The organism is Saccharibacillus sp. O23, assembly GCF_002205895.1.
Lineage (GTDB): Bacteria > Bacillota > Bacilli > Paenibacillales > Paenibacillaceae > Saccharibacillus.
This window is the reverse complement of record NZ_NJDE01000002.1, coordinates 491,150-503,706: the sequence shown is the minus strand read 5'-3', so window position 1 is coordinate 503,706 and position 12,557 is coordinate 491,150. Positions and strand designations below refer to the sequence as shown.

The 12,557-nt window shown below is 56.8% G+C and carries 13 protein-coding genes; 10 read left to right on the top strand and 3 right to left on the bottom strand.

The window, feature by feature from the left end; all coding sequences use genetic code 11:
• Positions 1–36 precede the first annotated feature (36 nt).
• From CDO73_RS03820 to CDO73_RS03795, 6 genes are all read left to right on the top strand, one after another.
• A complete protein-coding gene (locus tag CDO73_RS03820) occupies positions 37–1,071 on the top strand; it encodes an NADH:flavin oxidoreductase/NADH oxidase (RefSeq protein ID WP_088487154.1) in 1,035 nt (344 codons plus the stop codon).
• A gap of 244 nt (positions 1,072–1,315) precedes the next feature.
• Positions 1,316–2,008 carry a dihydroorotate dehydrogenase electron transfer subunit gene (locus CDO73_RS03815; RefSeq protein ID WP_088487153.1) on the top strand — a complete coding sequence of 231 codons (693 nt, stop codon included), beginning with the start codon at positions 1,316–1,318 and terminating at the stop codon, positions 2,006–2,008.
• Positions 2,005–2,949 (top strand): dihydroorotate dehydrogenase, encoded by a 945-nt coding sequence (locus CDO73_RS03810; protein WP_088487152.1) that lies wholly within the window; start codon positions 2,005–2,007, stop codon positions 2,947–2,949. The genes CDO73_RS03815 and CDO73_RS03810 overlap by 4 nt, the downstream gene beginning before the upstream one ends.
• 14 nt (positions 2,950–2,963) lie before the next feature.
• Entirely contained in the window at positions 2,964–3,362 is a 399-nt protein-coding gene (gene lpdD, locus CDO73_RS03805; protein WP_256972543.1) for a prenylated flavin chaperone LpdD, read from the top strand.
• 107 nt (positions 3,363–3,469) lie between these two features.
• Positions 3,470–4,141 (top strand): PspA/IM30 family protein, encoded by a 672-nt coding sequence (locus CDO73_RS03800; protein WP_087797326.1) that lies wholly within the window; start codon positions 3,470–3,472, stop codon positions 4,139–4,141.
• Between the two features lie 343 nt (positions 4,142–4,484).
• Positions 4,485–4,895, top strand: a complete 411-nt coding sequence (locus tag CDO73_RS03795) for a DUF350 domain-containing protein (protein WP_088487151.1) — start codon at positions 4,485–4,487, stop codon at positions 4,893–4,895.
• A gap of 130 nt (positions 4,896–5,025) precedes the next feature.
• Here CDO73_RS03795 and xerS read toward each other — a convergent pair whose 3' ends face one another.
• Positions 5,026–6,111, bottom strand: a complete 1,086-nt coding sequence (gene xerS / locus CDO73_RS03790) for a tyrosine recombinase XerS (protein WP_088487150.1) — start codon at positions 6,109–6,111, stop codon at positions 5,026–5,028.
• A gap of 210 nt (positions 6,112–6,321) precedes the next feature.
• Between xerS and CDO73_RS03785 the strand changes: the two genes are divergently transcribed.
• Positions 6,322–6,816 (top strand): GNAT family N-acetyltransferase, encoded by a 495-nt coding sequence (locus CDO73_RS03785; protein WP_088487149.1) that lies wholly within the window; start codon positions 6,322–6,324, stop codon positions 6,814–6,816.
• 125 nt (positions 6,817–6,941) lie between these two features.
• A complete protein-coding gene (locus CDO73_RS03780) occupies positions 6,942–7,829 on the top strand; it encodes an aldo/keto reductase (protein WP_088487148.1) in 888 nt (295 codons plus the stop codon).
• A gap of 96 nt (positions 7,830–7,925) precedes the next feature.
• Here the strand turns inward: CDO73_RS03780 and CDO73_RS03775 are convergent, their stop codons facing one another.
• Both CDO73_RS03775 and CDO73_RS03770 read right to left on the bottom strand, forming a co-directional pair.
• On the bottom strand, positions 7,926–9,056 hold the full coding sequence (locus CDO73_RS03775) for an AI-2E family transporter (protein ID WP_088487147.1): 1,131 nt from the start codon (positions 9,054–9,056) through the stop codon (positions 7,926–7,928).
• A 118-nt stretch (positions 9,057–9,174) separates the two neighbouring features.
• Positions 9,175–9,768: a TetR/AcrR family transcriptional regulator gene (locus CDO73_RS03770; protein WP_088487146.1), complete on the bottom strand. Its 594-nt coding sequence runs from the start codon at positions 9,766–9,768 to the stop codon at positions 9,175–9,177.
• A 181-nt stretch (positions 9,769–9,949) separates the two neighbouring features.
• Between CDO73_RS03770 and CDO73_RS03765 the strand changes: the two genes are divergently transcribed.
• Both CDO73_RS03765 and CDO73_RS03760 read left to right on the top strand, forming a co-directional pair.
• Positions 9,950–10,894 (top strand): ketopantoate reductase family protein, encoded by a 945-nt coding sequence (locus CDO73_RS03765; RefSeq protein ID WP_088487145.1) that lies wholly within the window; start codon positions 9,950–9,952, stop codon positions 10,892–10,894.
• Between the two features lie 184 nt (positions 10,895–11,078).
• Positions 11,079–12,323, top strand: a complete 1,245-nt coding sequence (locus CDO73_RS03760) for a multidrug effflux MFS transporter (RefSeq protein WP_088487144.1) — start codon at positions 11,079–11,081, stop codon at positions 12,321–12,323.
• Positions 12,324–12,557 lie beyond the last annotated feature (234 nt).

Genomic DNA, 12,557 nt, shown 5'->3' with positions numbered 1-12,557 from the left:
GATAGATTGTTGGGAAACGGAAGGAGAATGAGAAAAATGACCGATTTGTTTACTCCCTTCGAATATAAAGGGTTGAAGCTGCCGAACCGGATCGTGATGCCGCCGATGTGCCAATATTCGGTGGACGCGGAAGACGGCGTGCCGAACGAATGGCATGACGTGCATTACGTCAGCCGCGCGGTCGGCGGAACCGGATTCATCATCGTCGAGATGTCGGGCATCCATCCCGACGGCCGGATCACCAACCGCGACACGGGGATCTGGAGCGACGACATGATTCCGGCTTGGAAAAAGATCGTGGACGGCATTCACCGCTACGGAGCCAAAGCCGCGATTCAACTCGGCCATGCCGGCCGCAAAGCGCAGGACGCGCAGCCGCCGGTCGCTCCGTCGGCGATCGCGTTCGACGAGAATTACCGGACGCCGAGAGCGCTGACGACCGAAGAAGTCGAAGAAACGGTTCGCTTGTACGGCGAAGCCGCGCGCCGGGCGATCGCGGCCGGTTTCGATACCGTCGAGATCCACGGCGCGCACGGTTATCTGATCCATCAGTTCCATTCGCCGCTGACCAACAAACGCGAAGACCGGTACGGACAGGATCTCGCCTTGTTCGGCGAGGAAGTCATCCGCGCCGTACGCGCCGAAGTCCCGGCGGATATGCCGGTGCTGATCCGCGTCTCGGCGGCGGAATACGTGGACGGAGGCTACGACGTCGACAGCATCGCGGACGTGTTCCGCCGCTATCGCGACGCCGGAGCGGAGATCTTCCACGTCTCGACGGGCGGCGAAGGCCCGGTAGGCTCCGGAGGCGGGCCGGGAGCCGGTCCCGGCTATCAGGTCGGCATCGCGGAGCAGGTGCGCGAAGCGTTGGGCGTGCCGGTAATCGCCGTCGGCATGCTCGACGAATACGAAGACGCGCAGCGCGTCGTGGCCGAAGGCCGCGCCGAGCTGGTCGCGATCGGCCGCGCCATGCTGCGCGATCCGTATTGGGCCGTGCACGCTTCCCGCGAATTGAACGGAAGCTTGCCGGTGATCGAGCCGTATCGCCGAGGCTATCGCGCTTCGAAATAAAGACTTCATGAAGACTTCGCCGTTCGCGCGGATCGCGTCTTGATCCCGCGAACGCATTCGAGCCGGTAGGATGCCCGGCTTCGAAATTCGGCCCGCCTCCGCGCTCAAGCAGCGCGGCAGGCGGACTTTTTCTTTCGCGATTCCGGATGATTCGTGCTCTTCGTGACTCATGTCATAGCGCATGATCTTGCCTCGAGGCATCATGGACAAGATATGCGCAAGTCAGGACTATGGGGAGGATCGAATGGCGACAATCATTTCTAATCGGCGTGTGGCCGAAGGGATTTACGTGATGCATGCGGCAGGTCGTTTCGAAGCGAAGGCGGGTCAGTTTTTTATGGTGCGGGGTTGGGAAAGTTATCCGCTGTTGTCGCGTCCTCTAAGCGTTTACGATCAGGACGAACAAGGCGTGAAGTTTCTATATAAAGTGGCGGGCGAAGGAACGGAGCTGCTGTCGCGGATGCAGGCGGGCGAAGACGTGACGCTGCTCGGTCCGCTCGGCAACGGATTCCCGGCGGCGGCAGGCCGCACCGCGCTCGTGGGAGGCGGCATCGGCGTTGCGCCTCTTTTTTATGCCGCGAGACATCTGGAACAGGCCGATCTGTATCTGGGATACAGCGTCGAAGTTTACGAAGAATACGAATTCCGTTCGATCGGGCATCCGGTGACGATCGATTGCGGCGGCAGAGTGCTCGATCTGGTCGATTTCGACGCTTACGATACCGTATTTGTCTGCGGACCGGAGCCGATGCTGCGCGCGGCGCAGATCAAAAGCGCGATGTCTGCGGGAAAAGCGGCCGTCTACGTGTCGCTTGAGAACCGGATGGCCTGCGGAATCGGAGCCTGCCTCGTATGCAGCGTAGGCTGCGAGAACGGACGCAAAAAAGCGTGCAGCGACGGTCCCGTTTTTCGCGCGGAAGAGGTGGTGCTGGCATGATCGAGACCCATTTGAATACAACTTGCCGCATCGGCGGCGTTACGTTCAAAAATCCGGTAGTGATGGCTTCGGGCACGTTCGGCTTCGGCAAAGAGTACGGCAAGCTGTACGATCTGTCCAGACTCGGAGGCATCTCGGGCAAAGGCGTCACGCTGCATCCCCGTCCGGGCAATCCCGGCATTCGCGTCTACGAGACGCCTTCGGGCATGCTCAACAGCGTCGGATTGGAGAATCCCGGAATTCCGGCTTTCCTGGAAGAAGAATGCGCGTTCTGGGAAACGCTGGACACGGTGCGGATCGTCAATCTGGGCGGGGGGACGGTACAGGATTACGTAGAAGGCGCGCGTCTGATCGACGAAGACTCGAACCGCCGCCAAGCTCGGGGACGCCGCGCGGTCGACATGATCGAGCTGAACATCTCCTGCCCGAACGTCAAAGCCGGCGGCATGGCCTACGGCATCAAGACGTGCGTGGCGCGCGAAGTGGTACGGGAAGTACGTGCCGCCACGACGCTGCCGCTGATGGTCAAGCTGTCACCGAACGCGGAAGATATCGCCGATATGGCGCAGATGTGCGAAGAAGAAGGCGCGGAAGCCGTCTCGCTGATCAACACGCTGTCCGGCATGAAGATCGATGCGCGCAAGCGCCGCAGCGTGTTCGACAATCTCTATGCCGGATTGTCCGGTCCCGCCGTGAAGCCGGTCGCGTTGAGAATGGTGCATCAAGTCTGCAAACGGGTAACGATTCCGGTCGTCGGCATGGGAGGCGTCTCCAGCGCGGAAGACCTCATCGAATTCATCATGGCCGGAGCGGAAGCCGTGCAGATCGGCACTTACAATTTCGTCAATTGGCAGGCCGGAGCCGATTTGGTCGAAGGCGTCGAACGCTTCATGATCGAAGAAGGCATTGCCGATTTGAACGAAATTCGCGGCATTTTGTAAGGAGGACGCGGCTTATGACTTCTCGCGAATCGATCTTCGACAATCGGGTCGAACCTGTCGGATTCGAACGGCCGGCTTATCCGTTTACGCCCGAAGACCTTACGGTAGAGCGCCAAGAGATCGGAAAGGACACGTTGTTCGTCGTGCGGGGCGGAGAAGCGCATATCGGCGCGGTATCCACGGCTTACTTCGAAGACGGCGCGATCGTCGTCGAAACGACCTCGCTGCCCGGCCATAAAGAGGCTCTGTTGAGCGAACCTGCCGCGCGCAGGGCCGCCGAGTCTCTGCGCCGGACCGTGACCGTCGTGATGGGCATCCATTACGACGGCATCACGGCGGAACAGATCGCCGAAGTCTCCGCCATCGCGTCGAAGCGGCTCGAAGAAGCTTTGCGCGCATCGAGTGCGAATTAATTTTCATAAATTATCCGACCGAATGAAACCCTTCTTGTCGACTTCCGTAAAAGATAGGGTAATGGTTGACATCAAGATTTTATAATCCACTCAAGGAGGCAAACGGAATGTCTGTTTTCAAAAGACTGCGAGACCTGACCCTTTCCAACGTTTATGCACTGATCGAGAAGGCCGAAGATCCGGTTAAGCTGACCGATCAATACATTCGCGACATGCAGGAAGATCTGGCGGACGCCGAGAAAGCCGTCGCCGCGCAGATCGCGATCGAGAAAAAATTCAAACAGCTCTACGAAGAGCAGCAAGAGCTGGTGAACCGCCGCACGGAGCAGGCGCATATGGCCGCGAAAGCCCAGAACGTCGATCTCGCCCGCCGCGCGCTCGAAGAGAAGAACGCCGCCGAGCAGAAGATGACCGAATACAAAAACAGCTTCGATCAGAACAAAGCGGCTGCCGATAACCTGCGCGGCAAACTGGAAGAAATGCGTAAGCAGCTCACCGAGATGAAGAACAAGCGCGATACGCTGGTTGCCCGCTACAGCGCGGCCAAAGCGCAAACGGAAATCAACAAAACGATGTCCGGCTTCAACTCCGACAGCGCGACTTCCGGTCTCAAACGCATGGAAGAGAAGATGCTCAACATGGAAGCTCAAGCCGAAGCGAGCAACGAGATGTCTTCCAAAGGCAAATCGCTCGACGACGAATTCGCGGAACTGGGCAAAAACAGCGCGGTTGAGAGCGAATTGGCCGCACTCATGCAGCAGTACGAGAAGAAAGAGTAACACCCGCCGAATCGCTCGAGAGCGAATTGGCCGCACTCATGCAGCAGTACGAGAAGAAAGAGTAACACCCGCCGAATCGCTCAAGAGCGAATTGGCCGCACTCATGCAGCAGTACGAGAAGAAAGAGTAGCACCCGCCAAATCGCTCGAGAGCGAATTGGCCGCACTCATGCAGCAGTACGAGAAAAAAGATTAAGGCTTAAGCGCCGAATCGGCGAACGAAGCCGGGCGAAGGGGAACGCGTGTACGCGGCGGCTCCCTTCGCTTTTTCATGGTTTTACGGCCTGCCGTCTGCGCAAAGGCGGTCGGGCCCCTACATAATCGGCGCATAAGGAGGACGGAAAGTGGAATTTTCGGATTTGGCAAGACTCGCGGTATGGACGCTTTCCGGAGCGGTACTGCTGACCCTGCTCATGTTTATCGATTCGCTGTTTACGAAATACAAAGATTTTCAGGAATTGAAAAAAGGCAATCTGGCCGTTACGATCCGACTGGTCATGAAAATATTCGCGCAAGGCTTCATCTTGACCTATGTGCTCGAAGGCTCTTCGAGCATCGTCAACGCGTGGATCATTTCTTTTATATCGTTCGTGATCTTGTTGGTACTGGAGAGCGCCGTGGAATTCGTGCTGCGCCGTTGGGGCGGTCTGAATCTCAACGAAGGAACGGAACGCGGCAACGTGGCGCACGGGTTGTTCGCGGGTACGCTGCATGTCGTGGGCGCGTTGATCATTACGGCGGCTTTGTCGATCTGATCGGCGGCAGATCCGGCCGCGCGAAGCGGAACCGGGCGATCGTGCAAGAAAAGGGAGAAGCGGCAAACGGCCGTTTCTCCCTTTTTTCGTCATTCAAGCGCGAACGGCATGCAAACGCGAACCCGGACGTTCATTCTTCGCCGTTTCGTCGTTCGATCGCTTCGGACATGGTCTTGTCGGTCAGATGGGCGTAAATCTCGGTCGTTTCCGTCGACGCGTGACCGAGCTGTTCTTTGGTCTTATAGATGTCGTTTTGCAAATAATAATCGGTAGCGAACGAATGGCGCAGCTTATGAACGGTCAGATACGGTTTGCCGAAATGTTTGGCGTATTTGATGATCATTTCCTGAATCGCGCGCTTGGTCATCCGTTTGCCTTCTTTTTGCCCGTTGGGAACGGTCAGGAACAAAGCTTTCTCGCGTTTGGGCGCGGCATAGCCGCTGTCTCGCAGCGCCAGATAACGTTCCAGATCGAAACGCGCCTGATCGCGGAAATAGACGGGCGTTTTGAACGTCTCGTCGTTATTGCCTTTGCGCATGACATGCAGCAGTTTGTTGCCGAGGTCGAGGTCCGAGAGGTTCAGATTCACGACTTCCGATACGCGCAGGCCGGAATTCAGGATCAGACTGGCGATCGAAGCGTCTCTTTCCTTGTTGCGGGCATGAGAGTAGAGCGCCTGTTTGTTGCCTGCGATATCGGCAGCGTATCCTTCGCGGATATAGTCGATAAACGCCGTCAGCTCGTCTTCTTCGAGAATTTTGCCTTTTAACTTGGCGGCCGTGTCTTTGGGTTTGTTCGTGCGTTTGATCTCCACTTTGGCCATGACGTTGCGCTTGAGCAGCGGGTAGAAATGTTCGTCTTCGGCAATTTGGCTCAGATAATGGAACAAAGAGCGGAGCGCGGACAGCTTGCGGGTAACGCTGATGCGCGAGTTGGTCCCTTCCGTGCGCGTCGTCAAATAGAGCCGATAGCCCGTAATATTGTCCATTCGCAGCGATTCCAGTTCTTGCAGCGTGACGTCTTTGAGCGCAGGTCCGTCGGACAGACCTTCGGCAAGCAGCCACTTGAAGAACGATTCGTAATCCCGGACATACTCCAGCAGCGTGGACGGAGAAAGGTCCGGCAGCTTGTAATCGATGAACTGCTGCACGTAAGCGGGCATCTCCGGAAGTTTCTCGCCGAGACGCGCGCGGTCGATCGTTTTTTGGATGCTCATGCCGATCCTCCTTTGGGTTGCTTGATGCGCCGCAGCCGAGGCACGACGCTTTCTTGTTCCAGTTTACCATAATGCCGGGCAAGGCAGGCAAGCGGCCGAATTCGAATCGGAAAAGGGAAGTTGCCGAGGCGGCTTGGGTGGATTACCATATAAAGAGAATAGGCATCACGATATGGAGCGAGGTTGCGCCGGAAAAAGGAGCCGAAGAATATGGAGCCGAATGTGGAATTAGAGCTTGTACCGGTGCAGCGCCGGGCGGTGATCGAGAATCTGCTTCAGTTTTACTTGTACGATTTTACGCGTTACCTGGATATTGCCGCCGACGAAAACGGACGTTTTCCCGATTACCCCGATTTGGACGAATTTTGGAGCAAACCCGAGCAAAAGTTTCCGTTTCTGATCCGCGCGGACGGCGAGCCGGCCGGTATGGCGCTGGTCGAACGGACCGACGACGGCGGACGCAAACCTTCGTATTACATGGTCGAATTTTTCGTGCTTCAGAAGTTTCGGCGTCGCGGCGTAGGCGGAAAAGCGGCGGTCATGCTGTTCGAACGCTTCCGCGGACGTTGGAAAGTGACGCAGCTCAAAAACAACGAACCGGCGCAGCGTTTCTGGAGGCAGACGATCGGCATTTATACGGTAGGCGCGTACAAGGAGCGTCATCATCCGTTCAACGGCCACCCGAGCCAATATTTCGAAAATTGACGGAGCGGAGCCGAAACAAAAGAATCCGTTTACAAAAAAAGCGCCTGTTCTGATGGATTCGACGCGCGTAACGGGTAATGGGTCAGTGGATGCATGAACTTAATGCTGCGACAGGAGGATCTATAGTGGAGAAAAGAACCTATGGCAAGACCGGTATGGAAGTCAGCGTGCTCGGATTCGGAGGTTCGGAGATCGGGAGCGGCGTCTCGCAGGCGGAAGTCGACAAGCTGCTCGGCAGCGCGATCGACGAAGGCTTGAACGTGATCGATACGGCCGAATGTTACGGAGACAGCGAAGAGCTGATCGGCAAGTCGATCGCGCATCGGCGCGACGATTTCTATCTGTTCACCAAATGCGGGCATGCCGCCGGGATCGACGGACCCGATTGGGACCCGCGTACGTTGACGGCGACGATCGAACGCAGTCTTCAACGGTTGAAAGTCGATCACGTCGATATGATCCATCTGCACAGCTGCTCGGAAGAGGTGCTTCGCCGAGGCGAAGTCATCGAGGTCCTTCAGCGTGCCAAACAGGAAGGCAAGACCCGTTTTATCGGCTACAGCGGCGATACGACGGACGCGCTCTACGCGATTCGCACGGATGCGTTCGACAGTCTCGAGACTTCGCTCAATGTCGCCGATCAGGAAGCGATCGACCTGACGCTGCCGGAAGCGATCAAACGCGAAATGGGCGTGACGGTCAAGCGGCCGATCGCCAATGCCGCATGGCTGTTCGATACGATGCAGCCGGAAGAATACGCTTACGCGTATTGGAATCGGCTGCGCGATCTGGCTTACGGCTTCTTGTCCGAAGACGATTCAATCGGTACGGCGCTGCGGTTCACGTTGTCGACGCCGGGCGTGCATACGGCGATCGTCGGCACGCAGAAACCGGATCGTTGGCATCAGAACGCCAAACTGCTCGAAGCGGGACCGCTCGACCAAGAACGTTACGAAGAGATCCGCCGCCGTTGGCGCGAGATCGCGCCTGCCGATTGGACGGGACGTACCTGATTCGTCGCGATATAGCAAAAACCTCTGTCGCCGCAATCCGCGGAAACAGAGGTTTTTTTTGCGTATCGTTCGTCGGTACGGGTCTATCCGCAATCGTTACAGGTACATCTGGGAACGCATCTTGAACCAATCGAACAAATGCGTGGCCAATACTTTCAGCACGGCGTAACCCGGCACGGCAAGCAGAATGCCCGCGACGCCGAACAGATTGCCCGCCGTCAGAATGACGAAGATGATGGTAATCGGATGGATCTTAAGCGATTTGCCCATGATCTGCGGCGAGATGAATTTGCCTTCGACCAACTGGACCACCGTCCAGACGACGACCATCTTGAGCAGCATGATCGGCGAAGTGACGGCAGCGACGATGATCGCCGGCGTAATCGCGATCGCGGGTCCCAGATACGGTACGATCGCCGTACATGCGGCCACGATGGCGAGCACGAGCGAATATTCCAGACCGATGATCCGGTAGCCGATATAGAGCAGCACGCCGATGCACATGCTGACGATGATCTGTCCGCGAATGTACGAGCTGATCTGGTGGTTCGTTTCTTGCAGAACGGTCAACGTGCCCGGACGCAGCTTCGTCGGAATGAAGCTCAAAATGTATTTCGGCAGTTTGTGTCCGTCTTTGAGCAGGTAGAACAGAATGAACGGCAGGGTGACGATCGCCAATACCAATTCTTTGACGACTCCGATCACGCCGCCGATGCCCGACCACGTATGGTTGAGGATGGTGGTGGCCCGCTCGGAGATCTTGCTGACGATTTCCTGCGTGTTCAGGTTGGTCGCCGATTGGAACTGCGCGACCAAGTCGCTGCCGATCCATTTCTCGAATTCGCGCTGGATCGTTTCGCTGTACGCCGGGAAATTCTCGAAAAAGCCGAGCAACTGCTCGCGGATCACCGGCACGATCAGCGTGATCACCGTCGTCAGAATGCCGATAATCAGGATGTACAGCGCCAGAATGGTATACACGCGCTTGACCTTTTTCTTTTCCATGAAGTCGACGATCGGATTAAGCAGGTAATACACCACGCCGGTCAGGATGATCGGCAGGACGATCGTCTTCAGCAGCACCAGAAGCGGGTGGAAGATGAACGTGATCTTGGAAAAGACGAGAATGTTGATGCCGACAAGCAGCGCGACGAACAAAAATAGCACAAATTTGTTGTTCAGGAACAATCTTCGGAATCGTCCTGACCAGGATCTCGGTTGGTTCATTCTGCACTTCTCCATTCTTGTCTTAGTCTTGTCTGCGAACCTTGAATTCAAGCATACCGAAATCGGGAAAACGAAAGCAAGCCGCCGGTACGCTTCTTTTGCGGCGGAGCGGTTTCGATCAGAGCGGACGCGCGGCGACCGCGGAGTCTGCTTCCGCGTTCGGCGAGGCTTGCGCAAGCCCGTAAGGCCCAAGCAGAAGCATCAGCTGCCGCACCATCTCTTCCGCCGAATAAGGCATGGAACGGGCGACCCACCATTCAAGCAGTCCCACGATCGCCGTCGTGACGAACTGAATCGAAATTTCTTTGTTCAAGCGATCGTCGGAGACGAGCCGGTCGAACTGTTCCTCCACGCCTTGACGCAGCAGTTCGGACAGCCGCAGGCGAAAAGCCGCCACGCCTTCGCTGCGAAGCAGCACGCTGTAAACATCCGCGCTGTTTTCCAAATAGCGAAACGTCCGAAGCAGAGAGACTTCCGGAGACTCGGAAGGTTCGATCGGCAGGCAGCTGTCGTTCAACCGGACGAGATAACTGTCGATGCATCGGTTCAGCAGATCATATTTGTCTTCGAAATGCAGATAGACGGTGCCGCGATTCACGTCCGCGCGATCCGCGATCTCCTGAATGGTGATCCGCTCGAATTCTTTTTCCCTTAACAGCTGAATCAAGGTATCGAATAAGGTCTCCCTCGTTTTACGTACGCGTCGGTCCATCGGTTTCTTCTCCTTTGCTGAACAATTTCGTCGAAAATGTCGAGAACTCCACAACCGCGCGCATATCGGCGATTGCCGCTTCGAAATCTCCTTGCTATTTTTATGTTACTGAACAACTGTCAAGGAATCAACACCCGTTGATAAAAGGCAGACTTCAAGAAGAAAAAAGGGAGCGGATAGGATGAAAATTCTGGTATACGGAGCAGGCGTATTGGGCGGCGCGTTAGCGCACATCTTGATCCAAGCGGGAAACGAAGTGACGATATTGGCGAGAGGCAGACGAGCGGAGCAGCTTGAACAGGACGGTCTGGTCATCCGACATTACGTGCAGCGGCGAACGACCGTCGATCGGCCGGCCGTGGTTCGAAGTCTGGAACCGGGCGATCGTTACGACCTGATCTTTACCGTGATGAAATATTCGGATATCGAGGCCATACTGCCGGCGTTGGCCGCCAATATCAGCGAACATCTCGTGATGGTCGGCAACAATCCGGATATCCGGCAAACGCAGGCGGAGTTTCGGCGGCTGGGCAGGCCCGAGCAGCAAACGGCATTCGCTTTTCAGATCAGCGCGGGAACCCGTCAGGAAGAGGGGCGGATCGTCTCGATTCTGACCGGAGGCGGACGGATGGTCGCCGGAATGACGGAAGGCACGATTCCGTTCATGCCGCTGCTTCGGGAAGCTTTTGCCGGAACGCGCTACAAGGTCTCGGAAGAAGGCGATATCGAAGCTTGGCTGAAAAACCATATCGTTCCGATCGTTCCGCTGAGCGCCGCCGTCATGATCCGAGGCAGGAATGCTCGGGCGCTCGCCGGCGACAAGAAACTGCTTCGGCGTGTAATCGAAGCGATGGAAGAAGGATTCGATCGGCTGGAAGCCGCTTCGATCCCGCTTGTGCCGTCCGCGCAGGCGAAGCTGATCCGACGTTATCAAAAAACGCTTCGCGTACTGCTCGGATTGTATCATCGAATGCCGATCGCGCAGTGGGTCGACGGATCGCTTGCGGAGATCGAAGCGTTGGATCGCGTTTTTCAAGAATGGAAGCACCCTTCAGGGCGATCGGCTCCGGCTTGGGCAGGATTGGTGGAAGAGGTTCGCTCCGCGCAGAAAAAACCGGATCGATAATCAGAAAATAAATTATATGATGAAAAATTCACAATAGAAAACCAAAAAAATCAAAGAACCGAAAAAAGGGAGCGCCGCCATTGACGTTCGGGCGGGAAAGACCGATAATCGAAGATTAGTGTCTTGCGGCGCGTTCGCGCGCCGGATTTCGATTATTCGTCCGAGAAAGGAAGCTGCAATCCCTATGTCCCAATCCGTCTCCGGCAGATCGCCGATCGGCCGCGGGGAACGCCTGAAATTCGTGCTGATTCTGGGTTCGCTGTCCGCGTTCGGCCCGCTGTCGATCGACATGTATCTGCCTGCGCTGCCTACGCTCGCGCAGAATCTCGAAACGACCGCTTCTCTTGCGCAGCTCAGTTTGACCGCCTGCCTGTTGGGTTTGGCGCTCGGCCAATTGATCGCAGGTCCGCTGAGCGATATTCGAGGACGTCGCGGTCCGCTAATCGTGGCGCTCTGTTTGTACACCCTTGCTTCTCTGGCCTGCGCGTTCGCGTCGTCGATCTGGCTGCTGATCGCGTTAAGACTGATTCAAGGCGCGGCCGGGGCCGCCGGAATCGTCATCTCGCGAGCCGTCGTTCGCGATCTGTATGCCGGAACCGAATTGACCAAGTTTTTCACCCTGCTGATGCTGGTGAACGGCTTGGCGCCGATTCTTGCCCCGATCTTCGGCGGCTTGATCTTGAATGTCGTGTCTTGGCGCGGCGTATTCTCGGTGCTGTGCGCCATAGGCGGCCTGATGCTGCTCGCGGTCATGCTGGGTCTGCCCGAGACTTTGGAGCGCGAACGGCGTTCGTCGGGAGGGTTAAGCGATACGCTGCGCACGTTCGGACAGCTGCTGGGCAATCGGGCTTTTGTCGGATACGCGCTGTCCCAAGCTTTCGTTATGGCCGGAATGTTCGCGTATATCGCGGGTTCGCCGTTCGTTATTCAAGATCTGTTCGGCGTGTCGCCGCAAGGTTACAGTTTGTTTTTCGCCGTCAACGGACTCGGGATCGTGCTGTTCTCGCAGATCACCGGGCGGCTGGTGCAGCGCGCGGGCGAAAGCAGACTTCTTGTGACCGGGCTGCTGATCGCTTTCGGAGCAGGCGTCTCGCTGACCGTCGTGACCGGATCGGGCGGAGGACTTCCGGCGATCGCTCCGCTGTTGTTCTTGATCGTGGCGAGCGTCGGAATGGTTGCCGCGACAACCACTTCGCTGGCGATGCAAAGTCAAGAACCTCGCACGGCAGGGAGCGCGTCGGCCTTGATCGGCTTGATGCCGCTGCTGCTCGGCGCGGCGGCCAGTCCGCTGGTCGGACTCGGAAGCGGAACGACCGCTTTCCCGATGGGGCTCGTGATCGGCTGCGCGGAGCTGCTCGCATTAAGCTCGTACCTGCTGTTGGTCCTGCCGGTTCGCCGTCGATCCCGGGCGCGCGCAAACGACCTTTGAATTAACTTAGTACCTTGTCAACACTAAAGGTAAGGTTACGCTCCTTGAGATTTCGTACCTAAAGCATGTACGAAGTCTCCGGTGGAACCGCATCTAAGGCGCGTGCGTTTCAGGAAAGCGTAATCCTCTGATTAAGAGTTGAAAGGGTAGTATAACTTATTGTATGATGGTGTTCGCGAACGATTGCCGGGCTTTTTCGCCGCTTTCGCATGAAGTTTTATGAATGCCGCACTC